The sequence below is a fragment of the Pseudomonas sp. HC1(2025) genome, from assembly GCF_058742075.1.
Window position 1 is genome coordinate 37,097 of record NZ_CP196017.1, and the last position, 15,631, is coordinate 52,727.

At 61.2% G+C, this 15,631-nt stretch carries 18 protein-coding genes; 11 read left to right on the forward strand and 7 right to left on the reverse strand.

The window, feature by feature from the left end; genetic code table 11:
* Positions 1–31 precede the first annotated feature (31 nt).
* Complete coding sequence (gene trpA, locus ACSSVH_RS00170; RefSeq protein WP_172313863.1) at positions 32–841, reverse strand: tryptophan synthase subunit alpha; 810 nt, start codon at positions 839–841, stop codon at positions 32–34.
* Complete coding sequence (trpB, locus tag ACSSVH_RS00175) at positions 842–2,068, reverse strand: tryptophan synthase subunit beta (protein ID WP_169954090.1); 1,227 nt, start codon at positions 2,066–2,068, stop codon at positions 842–844.
* A gap of 108 nt (positions 2,069–2,176) precedes the next feature.
* Here trpB and ACSSVH_RS00180 point away from each other — a divergent pair, with 108 nt between their 5' ends.
* Positions 2,177–3,073 (forward strand): LysR family transcriptional regulator, encoded by an 897-nt coding sequence (locus ACSSVH_RS00180; RefSeq protein WP_492633920.1) that lies wholly within the window; start codon positions 2,177–2,179, stop codon positions 3,071–3,073.
* Here the strand turns inward: ACSSVH_RS00180 and ACSSVH_RS00185 are convergent.
* The gene (locus ACSSVH_RS00185; RefSeq protein ID WP_016969656.1) at positions 3,070–3,396 is read right to left on the reverse strand and encodes an ElaB/YgaM/YqjD family protein; all 327 of its coding nucleotides are present in this window, start codon (positions 3,394–3,396) and stop codon (positions 3,070–3,072) included. The genes ACSSVH_RS00180 and ACSSVH_RS00185 overlap by 4 nt on opposite strands.
* A 155-nt stretch (positions 3,397–3,551) precedes the next feature.
* Between ACSSVH_RS00185 and ACSSVH_RS00190 the strand changes: the two genes are divergently transcribed.
* Both ACSSVH_RS00190 and ACSSVH_RS00195 read left to right on the forward strand, forming a co-directional pair.
* A complete protein-coding gene (locus ACSSVH_RS00190) occupies positions 3,552–3,767 on the forward strand; it encodes a dodecin (protein WP_029290270.1) in 216 nt (71 codons plus the stop codon).
* A gap of 115 nt (positions 3,768–3,882) precedes the next feature.
* Positions 3,883–4,107 (forward strand): DUF1161 domain-containing protein, encoded by a 225-nt coding sequence (locus ACSSVH_RS00195; RefSeq protein ID WP_169954092.1) that lies wholly within the window; start codon positions 3,883–3,885, stop codon positions 4,105–4,107.
* Between the two features lie 58 nt (positions 4,108–4,165).
* Here the strand turns inward: ACSSVH_RS00195 and ACSSVH_RS00200 are convergent, their stop codons facing one another.
* Positions 4,166–5,167 (reverse strand): LLM class flavin-dependent oxidoreductase, encoded by a 1,002-nt coding sequence (locus ACSSVH_RS00200; RefSeq protein ID WP_029290274.1) that lies wholly within the window; start codon positions 5,165–5,167, stop codon positions 4,166–4,168.
* A 212-nt stretch (positions 5,168–5,379) separates the two neighbouring features.
* Between ACSSVH_RS00200 and ACSSVH_RS00205 the strand changes: the two genes are divergently transcribed.
* Together ACSSVH_RS00205 and ACSSVH_RS00210 are read left to right on the forward strand one after the other, a co-directional pair.
* Complete coding sequence (locus tag ACSSVH_RS00205) at positions 5,380–5,811, forward strand: OsmC family protein (protein WP_003170750.1); 432 nt, start codon at positions 5,380–5,382, stop codon at positions 5,809–5,811.
* Positions 5,812–5,958: 147 nt separating this feature from the next.
* Positions 5,959–6,198, forward strand: a complete 240-nt coding sequence (locus ACSSVH_RS00210) for a DUF1161 domain-containing protein (RefSeq protein WP_057439267.1) — start codon at positions 5,959–5,961, stop codon at positions 6,196–6,198.
* Here the strand turns inward: ACSSVH_RS00210 and ACSSVH_RS00215 are convergent, their stop codons facing one another.
* Positions 6,199–6,627 (reverse strand): PA0061/PA0062 family lipoprotein, encoded by a 429-nt coding sequence (locus ACSSVH_RS00215; protein WP_172313867.1) that lies wholly within the window; start codon positions 6,625–6,627, stop codon positions 6,199–6,201. It lies immediately after the preceding gene.
* 87 nt (positions 6,628–6,714) lie between these two features.
* Between ACSSVH_RS00215 and ACSSVH_RS00220 the strand changes: the two genes are divergently transcribed.
* Positions 6,715–7,758, forward strand: coding sequence for an aminopeptidase (locus tag ACSSVH_RS00220; protein WP_169954095.1), 1,044 nt, complete (start codon positions 6,715–6,717; stop codon positions 7,756–7,758).
* 85 nt (positions 7,759–7,843) lie between these two features.
* Here ACSSVH_RS00220 and ACSSVH_RS00225 read toward each other — a convergent pair whose 3' ends face one another.
* Positions 7,844–8,503, reverse strand: a complete 660-nt coding sequence (locus tag ACSSVH_RS00225; protein ID WP_492633921.1) for an HAD family hydrolase — start codon at positions 8,501–8,503, stop codon at positions 7,844–7,846.
* Complete coding sequence (locus ACSSVH_RS00230; protein WP_492633922.1) at positions 8,500–9,042, reverse strand: gamma carbonic anhydrase family protein; 543 nt, start codon at positions 9,040–9,042, stop codon at positions 8,500–8,502. Before ACSSVH_RS00230 ends, ACSSVH_RS00225 begins: the two co-directional genes overlap by 4 nt.
* A 101-nt stretch (positions 9,043–9,143) precedes the next feature.
* On the opposite strand from ACSSVH_RS00230, the gene prlC reads away from it, so the two are divergent.
* The 5 genes from prlC to ACSSVH_RS00255 all read left to right on the forward strand — a co-directional run bounded on the left by prlC (position 9,144) and on the right by ACSSVH_RS00255 (position 15,605).
* Positions 9,144–11,195 carry an oligopeptidase A gene (prlC, locus tag ACSSVH_RS00235; RefSeq protein ID WP_492633923.1) on the forward strand — a complete coding sequence of 684 codons (2,052 nt, stop codon included), beginning with the start codon at positions 9,144–9,146 and terminating at the stop codon, positions 11,193–11,195.
* Entirely contained in the window at positions 11,192–11,467 is a 276-nt protein-coding gene (locus ACSSVH_RS00240; protein ID WP_029290288.1) for a YheV family putative zinc ribbon protein, read from the forward strand. Before prlC ends, ACSSVH_RS00240 begins: the two co-directional genes overlap by 4 nt.
* A gap of 290 nt (positions 11,468–11,757) precedes the next feature.
* The gene (locus ACSSVH_RS00245; RefSeq protein WP_169954099.1) at positions 11,758–12,510 is read left to right on the forward strand and encodes a gluconate 2-dehydrogenase subunit 3 family protein; all 753 of its coding nucleotides are present in this window, start codon (positions 11,758–11,760) and stop codon (positions 12,508–12,510) included.
* Positions 12,511–12,512: 2 nt separating this feature from the next.
* Positions 12,513–14,297, forward strand: a complete 1,785-nt coding sequence (locus ACSSVH_RS00250) for a GMC oxidoreductase (protein WP_169954100.1) — start codon at positions 12,513–12,515, stop codon at positions 14,295–14,297.
* A 12-nt stretch (positions 14,298–14,309) separates the two neighbouring features.
* Positions 14,310–15,605 (forward strand): c-type cytochrome, encoded by a 1,296-nt coding sequence (locus ACSSVH_RS00255; protein ID WP_169954101.1) that lies wholly within the window; start codon positions 14,310–14,312, stop codon positions 15,603–15,605.
* The last annotated feature ends 26 nt before the right edge of the window (positions 15,606–15,631 follow it).

The window sequence follows — 15,631 nt, forward strand, 5'->3', positions numbered from 1 at the left end:
CGAGCTTGGCTCGCTCCTACAAGGGGGGCGTCTATTTACGGGCGTTACGCACACCTTCCGACAGCGCTGCACACAGACTCAACACCCCATCAATCGCTTGCTGGTCGTTGCTGGCATTGGCGATGTGGTCGATCAGCGCCGACCCCACCACCACACCGTCCGCCAGGCGGGCGATGGCAGCAGCCTGTTCCGGGGTGCGGATGCCGAAGCCGATGCTGATCGGCAGGTCGGTGTGCCGGCGCAGGCGGCCGACGGCCTCTTCCACGTGTTCCAGGGTGGCGGCACCGGCACCGGTCACACCGGCCACCGACACGTAGTACACAAACCCGGAGCTGCCGTTGAGCACGGTGGGCAGGCGCGCATCGTCGGTGGTGGGCGTGGTCAGGCGGATAAAGTCGATGCCTGCGGCCTGGGCCGGGTCGCACAGTTCGCTGTTATGTTCCGGCGGCATGTCGACCACGATCAGGCCGTCCACGCCGGCCTCTTTTGCGTCATGGATAAAGCGCGGCACGCCGTACATGTGGATCGGGTTGAAGTAGCCCATCAGCACCAGCGGCGTATCGCTGTTGCCCTGGCGGAACTCGCGCACCATCTGCAGGGTTTTCAGCAGGTTCTGCTTGGCGCCCAACGCGCGGATATTGGCCAGTTGGATCGCCGGACCGTCGGCCATCGGATCGGTGAAGGGCATGCCCAGCTCGATCACATCGGCGCCGGCTGCCGGCAAGCCCTTGAGGATCGCCAGGGAGGTGTCATACCCCGGGTCGCCGGCGGTGACGAAGGTCACCAGGGCGGCGCGGTTTTGTTCCTTGAGTTGCGCAAAGCGGGTTTGCAGGCGGCTCATTTAGTGTTTCTCCTGCTGAGACTGTTCCATATGGTGCATCACGGTCTGCATGTCCTTGTCGCCACGGCCCGACAGGTTGACCACCATCAGGTGATCCTTGGGCAGGCTCGGTGCGCGCTTGAACACTTCGGCCAGGGCGTGGGCGCTTTCCAGTGCAGGAATAATCCCTTCCAGGCGGCAGCATTTGTGAAAGGCGTCGAGGGCTTCGTCGTCAGTTACCGAGGTGTATTGGACGCGGCCGATATCGTGCAACCACGCATGCTCAGGGCCGATGCCGGGGTAGTCGAGGCCCGCGGAAATCGAGTGGGCGTCGATGATCTGGCCGTCGTCGTCCTGTAACAGGAAGGTGCGGTTACCGTGCAGCACGCCTGGTACGCCGCCATTGAGGCTGGCCGCGTGCTTGCCGGTCTCGATGCCGTAGCCGGCGGCTTCGACGCCAATGATCTGGACACTGGTGTCATCGAGAAACGGGTGGAACAGGCCCATGGCGTTGGAACCACCGCCGATGCACGCCACCAGGCTGTCGGGCAGGCGGCCTTCCTGGGCTTGTAACTGGGTACGGGTTTCCTTGCCGATCACGGCCTGGAAGTCGCGGACCATCGCCGGGTACGGGTGCGGGCCGGCCACGGTGCCGATCAGGTAGAAGGTGCTGTCGACGTTGGTCACCCAGTCGCGCAGGGCTTCGTTCATCGCGTCCTTGAGGGTGCCGGTGCCGGCCACCACCGGGATCACTTCGGCGCCCAAAAGCTTCATGCGGAACACGTTGGCCTGCTGGCGCTCGATATCAGTGGTGCCCATGTAGATCACACATTGCAGGCCAAACCGCGCGGCGACGGTGGCGGTGGCCACGCCGTGCATGCCGGCGCCGGTCTCGGCGATGATGCGTTTCTTGCCCATGCGCCGCGCCAACAGGATCTGGCCGATGCAGTTGTTGATCTTGTGCGCGCCGGTGTGGTTGAGCTCTTCGCGCTTGAGGTAGATCTTGGCGCCGCCGCAGAACTCGGTCAGGCGTTCGGCAAAGTACAGCGGGCTTGGGCGTCCGACATAGTCGCGCTGGAAGTAGGCCAGTTCTTCGTTGAAGGCCGGATCGATCTTGGCCGCTTCGTATTCGCGGGCCAGGTCGAGGATCAACGGCATCAGGGTTTCCGCCACGTAGCGGCCGCCGAACGCGCCAAACAGGCCGTTGGCATCAGGGCCGTTGCGTAAATCGGTCTGGGACTGAGTCATGGTGCGCTCCAGGGAGAAAGTTGGGAGAGGCAATGACGGCCACTCTACCCCTGACGCCGGACCGTGAAAACCGATAAGATCGCCGCAACCTGTCAGGAAAACTCACAGATGAGTCGAGACCTTCCGCCGCTTAATGCCCTGCGTGCATTTGAAGCCACCGCCCGCCTCAACAGCGTCAGCCAGGCAGCCGAGCAATTGCATGTGACCCACGGTGCGGTCAGCCGACAACTGAAAGTGTTGGAAGAACACCTTGGGGTGAGTCTTTTCGTCAAGGATGGACGCGGCATTAAACTCACAGATGCCGGCGTGCGGCTGCGCGATGCCAGCTTCGAGGCGTTCGAGCGTCTGCGGGATGTGTGCGGGGAGTTGACCCAAAGCAGCGCCGACGCGCCGTTTGTCCTTGGCTGCTCCGGCAGTCTGCTGGCGCGTTGGTTTATTCCGCGCCTGGGGCGCTTGAATGCCGACTTGCCGGATTTGCGCCTGCATCTATCGGCGGGCGAAGGCGACCTTGATCCAAGGCGCCCGGGCCTGGACGCCCTGCTGCTGTTTGCCGAGCCGCCGTGGCCTGCGGATATGCAGGTCTACGAGCTGGCGAGCGAGCGGATTGGCCCGGTGATGAGCCCGCACTTTGCCCACTACCAAGCCCTGTGCCAGGCACCCGCCCAGGCTCTGCTGGGCGAGGCCCTGTTGCACACCACTTCGCGCCCGCAAGCCTGGCCCAATTGGGCACAGCACCATGGCATCGAGCCCGGCGCATTGAAGTACGGCCAGGGGTTTGAGCATTTGTATTATTTGCTGGAGGCGGCCGTGGCTGGCCTTGGGGTGGCGATCGCACCGCAACCGCTGGTGGCGGAGGACGTGCGCGCCGGTCGCCTGGTTGCGCCATGGGGTTTTAGTCAAACCCCGGCGCAACTGGCGTTGTGGCTACCCAAGCGCGCCGCGGATGGGCGCGCCCGGCAGCTGGCGCAATGGCTCAAGGCTGAGCTTGCGCGCCAGCCGGTTTAGTCACCGCGTTTGCACAGCAGGTAAGCCGCCAGCAGGCCCAGTGCGCCAACGGCAACGCCGGCGGTGGTCCAAGGGTGCTCCTGTGCGTAGTCACGGGTGGCAGCCCCGGTTTCGCGGATTTTCACTTTGCTTTCTTCGTAGGCGTCGCTGATCAAGTGGCGGGAGTGCTTGAGGGCATTCTCGGCATTGCTTTTGAGGGCCTTCAGGGTTTTGCGCGACTCGTCAGACGCATCGTCCTTGAGGCTCTCAAGGGATTTGAGCAGGCTCGAAATCTCGGCTTCCATGCTTTCCAATGACGCTTTGCGTAAAGAGGTGTTGGCCATGTGGGCTCTCCTGGAGTGAATGAGTAACGTGTGTTGATTCCGACTGCGGGGGTTTCAGAAAGTGCAGTAAATCTGAACTTTCAAGTGAGAAGAGTCGCCAGAAGCAGTACGAAGAATCACTGCTAGGCTTCATTCATCGACCCAGGAGAACACTCATGACTGATCATCACACCTACAAGAAAGTCGAACTGGTGGGCTCGTCCCCAACCAGTATCGAGGACGCCATCAACAATGCGCTGGCCGAGGCCAGCAAGAGCATCAAGCACCTGGAGTGGTTTGAGGTCACCGAAACCCGTGGCCACATCAAGGACGGCAAGGCCGCGCACTTCCAGGTGACACTCAAGGTGGGCTTTCGTATTGCCAATAGTTGACGGGGTTGGTTGAACTTGCACGCTGGCCGATTGCCATAACCTGCGCTACACCCTTTGGGCGCCGATACCCTATGCGTCGGCGTACATTTTTTGATCAGCGCAAGGAAAGTAACGGATGAAAAAGTTTCTGTTAGCGGTAGGTTTGTTGAGCCTGGCAGGTACAGCCCTGGCGGCTGGTAAGGATTGTGGCGAGCTGAAAAGCGAAATCGACGCCAAGATCCAGGCCAATGGTGCGTCCGGGTACACCCTGGAAATTGTCGAAAAAGGCAGCGCAACCAACGGCGAAGTGGTCGGCAGTTGCGAAGGTGGTACCAAGGAAATCGTCTACAACCGCAGGTGATCCCGTGCGGCAGACATAAAAACCGACGCCAGAGCGTCGGTTTTTTTATCCCTGCCGATCAGCCTTTCATCACCTGGGCCAGTAGCTCATAGGAATGAATCCGATCAGCATGTTCGTACAGGTCGCAGGTAAAGATCAGCTCATCGGCGCCCGTCTGCTCGATCAACACCTCCAGTTTGGCGCGAATCTTCGCCGGGCTGCCTACCATCGCCAGGCCTAGGAAACTGCCTACCGCGTCCTTCTCATGGGGCAGCCACAGGCCGTCCATGCTGTCGACCGGCGGGCGTTGCACCAGGCTTTGCCCACGCATCAGCGCGAGAATTCGCTGGTAGACCGAGGTGGCCAGGTAATTGGCCTGCTCATCGGTATCAGCGGCCACCAGCGGCACACCGAGCATCACATAGGGCTTGTCGAGCACTGCCGAAGGCTTGAAGTGATTGCGATAGACGCGAATCGCCTCATGCATCATGCGCGGTGCGAAATGGGAGGCGAAGGCGTAGGGCAAACCGCGCTCGCCGGCCAGTTGGGCGCTGAACAGGCTGGAACCGAGCAGCCACACCGGGACGTTGGTGCCGGTGCCCGGTACGGCGATCACCCGTTGGTCGGGGGTGCGCGGGCCCAGGTAGGCCATCAACTCGGCCACATCTTCCGGGAAGTCATCGGCGCTGCCGGAGCGTTCGCGGCGCAGGGCGCGGGCGGTCATCTGGTCGGAGCCGGGTGCGCGGCCCAGGCCCAGGTCGATCCGGCCGGGGTACAGGCTTTCCAGGGTGCCGAACTGTTCAGCGATCACCAGTGGCGCATGGTTGGGCAGCATCACGCCGCCTGCGCCGACCCGGATAGTCGAAGTGCCACCGGCCAGGTAGCCGAGCAGCACCGAGGTCGCGGAGCTGGCGATGCCATCCATATTGTGGTGCTCGGCCACCCAGAAGCGGGTGTAGCCGAGCTTTTCCACGTGCTGGGCCAGGTCCAGGGAATTGCGCAACGACTGCGCCGGGCTGCCATTGGCGCGCACCGGTACCAGGTCGAGGGTCGAGAACTTCACATCGGACAGTGGTTTCATAAGCCTGCTTCTCCATAGGGGCGCAGGCTTGTGACGAACCAAAACCTGCCGCTTCATGTGCATGCCCTATGCAATGAGGGCATATACCCGAGATTCAATAGCGGACATGAAATTTCCTACTTGCCCGCTTGGTTTTTCCGACAGGGTGAACTTTGCCAGAGGTTCTATCCTCAGAACCTTACTGATGCACAACCACTGCTTGGGAGAACGCTATGAGTATCGTGAAAAAAGCCTCCGCACACTGGGAAGGCGACCTGAAAACCGGTCTGGGCTCGATCTCGACCGAAACCGGCGTATTGCGCGAAGCCCCCTACGGCTTCAAGGCACGTTTCGAAGGTGGCAAGGGTACCAACCCTGAAGAACTGATCGGCGCGGCCCATGCTGGCTGCTTCTCCATGGCCTTTTCCATGATTCTTGGCGATGCCGGCCTCAAGGCTGACAGTATCGACACCCAGGCCGAAGTGACCCTGGACCAGGTGGACGGTGGTTTTGCGATCACCGCAGTCCACCTGATCCTCAAGGCCAAGATCCCCGGCGCGAGCCAGGCGCAGTTCGATGAACTGAGCAAGAAGGCCAAGGAAGGATGCCCGGTATCCAAGGTGCTGAACGCCACCATCACCCTGGATGGCACCCTCGTCAACTGATCTGCGCAGGTCCAATGTGGGAGCGGGCTTGCTCGCCCCCACATTTTGTTCTGCGTTAAATCAGAACTCGCGTTTCGCAAATGTGGTCTCATACCCATGCAGCCTTTGGCGCACACCCGTGCGCAGCGCATTTAGGGAGCTTCACACATGAAACGTTTTGCCTTGGCGATTATCTGCGGTGTTTTGGCCACATCGGCAATGGCCGCGCCCAAAGACTGTGAAGAGCTCAGGAAAGAGATTGAAGTCGGCCTACAGGCCAAGGCAATCCCGTCCTACACCCTGGAAATCATCACCGCCGAAGAAGCCAAGAATCATGACGAAGCCATGATCGTCGGCTCCTGCGAAAACGGCACCAAGCGCATCATCTACCAGCGCAACGATGACTGATCAGGGAATGCAGTTGATGCTGCGTTCTTCGGCCAGCAACTGACGCTGGGCGTCATACAGCCGGATATTCGGGGTGAAGCCCAGCGAGCGCCCTTCCAGGCGGTAGCGCTGGCCGGCCTGGAACTGGTCGTATTGCAGGGTGATAAAACAGGTGCGCTCCTGGGGCTGGTTCAGCCCGCCACCCAGGCCTGCGCCGGCATACACTTCAAAATCAAAACGCACCATCAACTCGTGGCTGCCCGGTGGCACCTGGAAGTAGCGCCCATCGTCCAGGGCCTTGCCGTCCAGGCGTTGCGCCATGACCAGCTTGGCGCCGGGTGTCGGGGTGGCAAAATCGACCCAGGCCTGTTGCGGGTCGGCTGGCGGGATCGGGGTGGAGGCGCAGGCGCTGAGAAAAATCGCCGCCAAGGGAAGCAAGAGCTGACGCATAGTGGGCACTCAACCGTAGGAATGGTATGAGCATAACCCCTGCCAGCCAGTTAGTCTGGCGGGCCAAAGATTGTGGAGCGGTTTGAGATGGTGCGGCATTTATTGGCGGGGCTGACGTGCCTATTGCTCGGTGGCTGTTCCAGTGTCAGCTATTACAGCCAGTTGGCCAGCGGCCAATGGCAACTGCTGCAGGCGCGGGAGCCGGTGGCCAAGGTGATCGCCGATCCGACGCGCCCGCAAGTGTTGCGTGAGCATTTGGCGCAATCCCAGAAGGCACGCACCTTTGCCAGCCAACAGTTGCATTTGCCCGACAACCAGAGCTACCGCCTTTACGCCGATATCGGCCGGCCGTACGTAGTCTGGAATGTCTTTGCTACATCAGAGTTTTCTTTGTTACCCCAGACCCATTGCTTCCCGATTGCCGGCTGCGTGGCCTATCGCGGTTATTACACTCAGGGCGCGGCCCGGGGCGAGGCTGCGTTGTTGCAACTGCGTGGCATGGATGTGTCGATTGGCGGCGTCGAGGCCTATTCCACCCTCGGCTGGTTCAATGACCCGATCATGAGTTCGATGATGCGTTGGGGTGATGAGCGCCTGGCCACGGTGATTTTTCACGAGCTGGCGCACCAGCGTTTTTATGTGAAGGACGACACGGAGTTCAATGAGTCGTTTGCCACCTTCGTCGAGCAGGAAGGCACCCGGCAATGGCGCGCGGCCCGTGGCCTGGCGCCTGCGAGCGAATCGACGCTGAAGCAGCGCGACCAGTTTATCCAACTGATCCTCGACACCCGCAGTCGCCTGGAGCGCCTGTATGCGCAGCCGTTGGCCGCAGTTGCGATGCGCCAGGCCAAGGCGGCCGAGTTCGAGCGCTTGCGCCGTGAGTATCGGCAGATGCGCGACAGCCAGTGGGGCGGCGACCCGCGTTATGACGCCTGGGTCAATCAGCCGATGAACAATGCGCGGTTGTTGCCGTTTGGGCTGTATGACCAGTGGGTACCGGCGTTTGCGGCGTTGTTTCGCCGGGAGGGCGGGGATTGGCTGAGGTTCTACGGCGCCGTGGAGCAGTTGGGGCGCTTGCCGGTGGAACAGCGCAAATTAGCGTTGCGGCAGTTGGTAAGCGGTGACGTTTAGGGCCTCATCGCAGGCAAGCCAGCTCCCACATGTTGATGTGTGAACACCGTCCAATGTGGGAGCGGGCCTGCCCGCGATAGCGGTCTCAAGCCCGCCGCAAAAACGCCTGATGCATCTCCTCCAGCGTCTCAAAATGCCAGCGCGGCGCTTCGGCACTCAACTCGGCAAAACTACCAAACCCATACCCCACCGCCGCAGCATCCAGGCCATTGCTACGTGCGCCGATCAGGTCGTGCTTACGGTCGCCGATCATCAAGGTACTGGCCGGATCCAGGCCTTCCTCGCGCATCAAATGGGCGATCAGCTCGACCTTGTTGGTGCGGGTACCGTCCAATTCACTGCCGTAAATCACCTTGAAGTGCTTGGCGAAATCGAAATGCCGGGCGATCTCCCGGGCAAATTCCCACGGTTTGGAGGTGGCCACATACAGTTGGCGACCCTGGGCATTGAGCTCCTCCAGCAACGGCATGACCCCATCGAACACCCGGTTTTCATAGAGCCCGGTGACTTTGAAGCGCTCGCGATAGAAATTCACCGCCTCCCAGGCCCGCGCCTCGTCGAAATCGTAGAACTGCATAAAGGCTTGCAGCAGCGGCGGGCCGATAAAGTGTTCGAGCTTGGTCAGGTCCGGCTCATCGATGCCCAGCTTGGCCAAGGCGTACTGGATCGAGCGGGTGATGCCTTCCCGTGGATCGGTCAGGGTGCCGTCCAGGTCAAACAGGACGGTTTGGTAATCCAGGGTCATCGGTCGAATCCTTCTGCCAGGTGCAGGTCCTTGAGCTTCACGTAGTTCGCTGCGCTGTAGGTGAAAAAAGCGCGGTCCTTGTCAGAAAGCGCGCGGACTTGTTTAACCGGGCTGCCCACATACAAAAAACCGCTTTCAAGTTTCTTGCCCGGCGGCACCAGGCTGCCGGCGCCGATGATCACATCGTCTTCAACCACCGCGCCGTCCATCACAATGCTGCCCATGCCGATCAGGATACGACTGCCGACGGTGCAGCCATGGAGCATGACCTTGTGGGCGATGGTCACATCGTCGCCGATCAGCAGCGGGAAACCGTCAGGATTGAAGGGCCCGGCGTGGGTAATGTGCAGCACGCAGCCGTCCTGCACGCTGGTGCGCGCGCCGATGCGGATGCGGTGCATGTCGCCGCGAATCACCGTCAGCGGCCAGACCGAGCTGTCGGCGCCGATTTGAACATCGCCGATCACCACCGCCGAAGCATCGACGAAAGCCCCGGCGCCGAGGGTTGGCGTGTGATTCTGATAGGTGCGAAGGGTCACGATAGCCTCTCTCTGTTTGGTTGATAGCTGCGGTGGACGTTGATTGTAATTAAGATGGCCCCATCTTTGTCTTACCTGTTTCTTCAGCCAAGGTGCCAACCGTGAGCGCGAACAACCCTCTTTTGCAGTCCTACGACCTGCCGCCGTTCTCGGCGATCCGTGCCGAGCACGTCCAACCGGCCATCGAACAGATCCTGGCCGACAACCGCGTCGCCATCGAAGGCATCCTGCAAAGCCAGGGGAAAAATCCGACCTGGGCCGGCCTGGTCCTGGCCATGGATGAACTCAACGACCGCCTGGGCGCCGCCTGGAGCCCGGTCAGCCATCTCAATGCCGTGTGCAACAGCGCTGAACTGCGTGAGGCCTATGAGGCCTGCCTGCCGGCATTGAGCGCCTATTCCACCGAGATGGGCCAGAACCGCGAACTGTTCCAGGCCTTCGAAGCCCTGGCCAACAGCCCGCAAGCGGCCGGTTTCGACGTGGCGCAAAAAACCATTCTGGAGCACGCACTGCGCGACTTCCGCCTGTCGGGTATCGACCTGCCGCCTGAGCAGCAGAAGCGCTACGCCGAGGTGCAGAGCAAACTCTCCGAGTTGGGCAGCAAGTTCTCCAACCAATTGCTCGACGCCACCCAGGCCTGGACCAAGCACGTCACCGACGAAGCCACCCTCGCCGGCCTGACCGATTCGGCCAAGGCGCAAATGGCGGCTGCGGCCCAGGCCAAAGGCCTCGACGGCTGGCTGATCAGCCTGGAGTTCCCCAGCTACTACGCGGTGATGACCTACGCCCACGACCGCGCCCTGCGCGAAGAAATCTACGCGGCCTACTGCACCCGTGCGTCGGACCAAGGCCCGAATGCCGGTCAGAACGATAACGGCCCGGTGATGGAACAGATCCTCGACTTGCGTCAGGAACTGGCCCAACTGCTCGGTTTCGCCTCTTTCTCCGAACTGAGCCTGGCCACCAAAATGGCCGAATCCAGCGACCAGGTACTGAGTTTCCTACGCGACCTGGCCAAACGCAGCAAGCCATTCGCCACCCAGGACCTGCAACAGCTCAAGGCCTACGCCGCCGAACAAGGCTGCAACGACCTGCAAAGCTGGGACAGCGGTTTCTACGGCGAAAAGCTGCGTGAACAGCGCTACAGCGTGTCCCAGGAAGCCCTGCGTGCCTACTTCCCGATCGACAAAGTGCTGGGCGGGCTGTTTGCCATCGTCCAGCGCCTGTATGGCATCGAGATCGCCGAGCAGAAAGGCTTCGACACCTGGCACCCGGATGTTCGCCTGTTCGAAATCAAGGAAAACGGCCAGCACGTCGGCCGCTTCTTCTTCGACCTGTATGCCCGCGCCAACAAGCGTGGCGGTGCCTGGATGGACGGCGCGCGGGATCGTCGGCGCACCGCCGAGGGTGTGCTGCAAAGCCCGGTGGCTAACCTTGTGTGCAACTTCACCCCGGCCGACAGCGGCAAGCCTGCCCTGCTGACCCACGATGAAGTCACCACCCTGTTCCACGAATTCGGTCACGGCCTGCACCACCTGCTGACCCGCGTCGAACACGCGGGCGTGTCCGGCATCAACGGCGTGGCCTGGGATGCGGTGGAGTTGCCGAGCCAGTTCATGGAGAACTGGTGCTGGGAGCCGGAAGGCCTGGCGCTTATTTCCGGTCATTACGAAAGCGGCGAAGCCCTGCCCCAGGACCTGCTGCAAAAAATGCTCGCGGCGAAGAACTTCCAGTCTGGCCTGATGATGGTGCGCCAGCTGGAATTCTCGCTGTTCGACTTTGAACTGCATGCCACCCACGGTGATGGCCGCAGCGTGGCGCAGGTGCTCGAAGGCGTGCGCGACGAGGTGTCGGTGATGCGTCCGCCGGCCTATAACCGCTTCCCCAACAGCTTCGCGCATATCTTCGCCGGCGGTTACGCGGCGGGGTACTACAGCTACAAGTGGGCCGAAGTATTGTCGGCGGACGCGTTCTCCAAGTTCGAAGAAGACGGCGTGCTCAATGCCGAAACTGGCCGGGCGTTCCGCGAGGCGATCCTGGCCCGTGGCGGTTCCCAGGCGCCGATGGTGCTGTTCGTCGACTTCCGCGGACGCGCACCGTCGATTGACGCACTCTTGCGCCACAGCGGCCTGAGTGAGGACGCGGCAGCATGAGTGACGGGCCTGTGATCACCAAAAAGCAATTTATCGCCGGCGCCGTGTGCCCGGCGTGCAGCGAGCCGGACAAGTTGAAGATGTGGACCGAAGACAGCGTGCCCCATCGCGAATGCGTGGCCTGTGGCTATACCGACACGCTCAACGACCAGGGTTTGTCGGTGCCCAAGGAATTGGGCACGCGGGTCAACACCTCGGCGTTGAAAGCGCCGGCGGACCCCAAGGTGCAGGCGGTGCAGTTCTTCCCTAATCCCAAGCTGAAAAAAGACTGACGGACCTTACTCCGTCCAACCTGTGGGAACAGGCTCATGTAGGAGCTGGCTTGCCAGCGATAGCATCACCTCGGTGTCACTGATACACCGAGGTGTCTGCATCGCAGGCAAGCCAGCTCCTACACAAGCCTGCTCCCACTTTTTTTGCGCGCATTTCTCGATTTTCCTGGCTGAAACGGTTCTCTCATTCCTTAGCCTGCTATCATTTGTAACCATTGATTACATCCACAACGACAAGCCGCTCCATGAAGCGACTGCTCAAACCCGTGACCACATGATGAGGTGCCACCATGTCTGATCAAGATCGAGACAACCCCCGGCGTGACTTTTTGCGCAAATCCTTGACCTTGATCCCGGTGGTCACGGTTGCCAGCACCGGCCTTGGCGGCTCGATGCTGATGGCCACGCCCGAGCCTGTCCAGGCCAGCCCGGCCAAGGCACCTACCAGCGAAAAGGCCTACGAGCCCAGTTACTTCACCGCTGAGGAATGGGCCTTCATCAACGCGGCCGTCGCGCGCCTGATCCCCGCAGATGCCCAAGGCCCAGGTGCCCTGGAAGCCGGTGCACCGGAATACATCGACCGGCAGATGAACACGCCCTACGCCAGCGGCGCCCTGTGGTTCATGCAAGGTCCGTTCAACGCCGACGCACCGCCCGAGATGGGCTGGCAGAGCAAACTGGTGCCCAAGGAGATCTATCGCCTGGGTATTGCTGCCACGGATGCCTGGTCGAAAGCGTTCAACGGTAAAACATTTGCTGGGCAAGACAGCGCTACCCAGGATGATTTGCTGCGCCGCCTGGAGGCGGGAGGTGCCGAAACCGGCGAGCATTTCGCTGCGGTCCCGCCGAAGATTTTCTTCAACTTGTTGCTGCAAAACACCAAGGAAGGGTTCTTCTGCGACCCGATCCACGGCGGCAACAAAGGCATGGTCGGCTGGACCATGATCGGCTTCCCCGGCGCCCGCGCCGATTTCATGGATTGGGTTGAACGCAACGAGCAATACCCCTTCCCGGCTGTTTCCATCCGTGGCGAGAGGGCATAAACGTGGCGACCATCATGAAGAAAGTGGATGCAGTCATCGTCGGCTTTGGCTGGACTGGCGCGATCATGGCCAAGGAGCTGACGGAAGCCGGCTTGCACGTGGTAGCGCTGGAGCGCGGCCCGATGCAGGACACCTACCCGGACGGCAATTACCCACAAGTGATCGACGAACTGACCTACAGCGTGCGCAAAAAGCTGTTCCAGGACATTTCCAAGGAAACCGTGACCATTCGCCATAGCGTGAATGACATCGCCCTGCCCAACCGTCAGTTGGGCGCCTTCCTGCCGGGCAACGGCGTAGGCGGCGCGGGCCTGCACTGGTCGGGCGTGCATTTTCGGGTGGACCCTATCGAACTGCGCATGCGCAGCCACTACGAAGAACGCTACGGCAAAAACTTCATTCCCAAGGACATGACCATCCAGGACTTCGGCGTCAGCTACGAAGAACTGGAACCGTTCTTTGACTACGCCGAAAAGGTCTTCGGCACCTCCGGCCAGGCCTGGACCGTGAAGGGCCAACTGGTGGGTGAAGGCAAGGGCGGCAACCCTTACGCGCCGGATCGTTCCAGCCATTTCCCACTGGAATCGCAGAAAAATACCTACTCGGCACAGCTGTTTCAGCAGGCCGCCACTGCCGTGGGCTACAAGCCCTACAACCTGCCTTCGGCCAATACCTCGGGGCCTTACACCAACCCCTATGGCGCGCAGATGGGGCCGTGCAACTTCTGTGGTTTTTGCAGCGGGTATGTCTGCTACATGTACTCCAAGGCATCGCCCAACGTGAACATCCTGCCGGCCCTGCGCCAGGTGCCGAACTTTGAACTGCGGCCAAATTCCCACGTGCTCAAAGTCAATCTCGACAGCACCAAGCGCAAGGCCACTGGCGTGACCTATATCGACGCCCAGGGCCGGGAGATCGAGCAACCGGCGGACCTGGTGATTCTTGGCGCCTTCCAGTTCCACAACGTGCGCCTGATGCTGCTCTCGGGCATCGGCAAGCCCTACGACCCGATCACGGGCGAAGGGGTGGTGGGCAAGAACTTCGCCTACCAGAACATGGCCACCATCAAGGCCTACTTCGACAAAGACGTGCACACCAACAACTTCATCGGCGCTGGCGGCAATGGCGTGGCGGTGGACGACTTCAACGCCGATAACTTCGATCATGGCCCCCATGGTTTCGTCGGCGGTTCGCCGATGTGGGTCAACCAGGCGGGCAGCCGGCCGATTGCCGGTACCTCCAACCCACCGGGCACGCCGGCCTGGGGCAGTGCGTGGAAGCGCGCCACGGCCGATTACTACACCCACCAAGTGTCGATGGACGCCCATGGCGCTCATCAATCCTACCGGGGCAACTACCTCGATCTGGACCCGGTTTACCGTGATGCCTACGGCCTGCCGTTGCTGCGCATGACCTTCGACTGGCAGGAAAACGACATCAAGATGAACCGCTTCATGGTCGAGAAAATGGGCAAGATCGCCGAAGCGATGAACCCCAAGGCGATTGCCGTACTCGGCAAGAAGGTCGGCGAGCACTTCAACACCGCGTCTTACCAGACCACGCACCTCAACGGTGGCGCGATCATGGGTACCGACCCGAAGACCAGCGCGTTGAACCGCTACCTGCAGTGCTGGGATGTGCACAACGTGTTTGTCCCAGGCGCATCCGCTTTCCCACAAGGCTTGGGCTACAACCCTACGGGCCTGGTGGCGGCGCTGACCTATTGGTCCGCCCGGGCGATACGCGAGCAGTACCTGAAAAATCCCGGCCCGCTGGTTCAGGCATAAGGAGCGACGACTATGAAAGCATTTGTTATCGCAACCCTGGCCCTGTTCAGCAGTTGCTCGGTGAGCGCCGCTGAAACTGATCTGGTCAAACAGGGCGAATACCTGGCTCGCGCCGGTGACTGCGTGGCCTGCCATACCGCCAAGGGCGGCAAGCCGTTTGCCGGTGGCCTGGCGATGGAAACCCCGATCGGCGTGATCTACTCAACCAACATCACCCCGGACAAAACCGGCCTGGGGGACTACAGCTTTGAAGATTTCGACAAAGCCGTGCGCCATGGTGTCGCCAAAAGCGGTAGTACCCTTTACCCGGCGATGCCTTACCCGTCTTATGCACGTGTCAGCGAAACCGACATGCAGGCGCTGTATGCGTACTTTATGAAAGGCGTGGAACCGGTCGCCCAGGCGAACCAGGACAGTGATATTCCCTGGCCCTTGAGCATGCGCTGGCCCCTGGCGGCATGGCGTTGGATGTTTGCGCCCGAGGTGGCGGGCTATCAGGCTCCGGCCGATGCCGACCCGGTGATCAGCCGTGGCGCCTACCTGGTGGAAGGCCTCGGCCACTGTGGCGCCTGCCATACCCCGCGGGCCCTGACCATGCAGGAAAAGGCCCTAAGCGCGTCGCAAGGTGCGGCGTTCCTGTCCGGCAGTGCGCCCCTGGAAGGCTGGATCGCCAAAAGCCTGCGCGGCGACCACAAGGACGGCCTGGGCAGTTGGAGCGAAGAGCAACTGGTGCAGTTTCTCAAGACCGGTCGCAGTGATCGCAGCGCGGTGTTTGGCGGCATGAGCGACGTTGTAGTCCACAGCATGCAGTACATGTCTGAAGACGACCTGACCGCTATCGCCCGTTACCTCAAGAGCCTGCCGGCAGTCGATCCCAAGGATCAGCCGCACCAGTACGACAAGCAGGTGGCCGAGGCTTTATGGAAAGGCGATGACAGCCAGCCGGGCGCTGCGGTGTACATCGACAACTGCGCGGCCTGCCATCGCACCGATGGCCATGGCTACACCCGGGTGTTCCCGGCGCTGGCGGGCAACCCGGTGTTGCAGACGGCGGATGCCACATCGTTGATCAACATTGTGTTGAATGGTGGAACCCTGCCGGCCACACACGCAGCGCCTTCTACATTCACCATGCCGGCCTTTGCCTGGCGCTTGTCGGATCAGGAAGTGGCGGATGTGGTCAGCTTTATTCGGGGCAGCTGGGGTAACCAGGGCGCGCCGGTGAAGGCTGGTGACGTGGCCGACCTGCGCAAAAGCGATAAACACACCACCTCGGGCGACGATCTGGGGCAAGTGACGAGTCACTGATTTTGCCTTTGCCGCCCAACGGCACT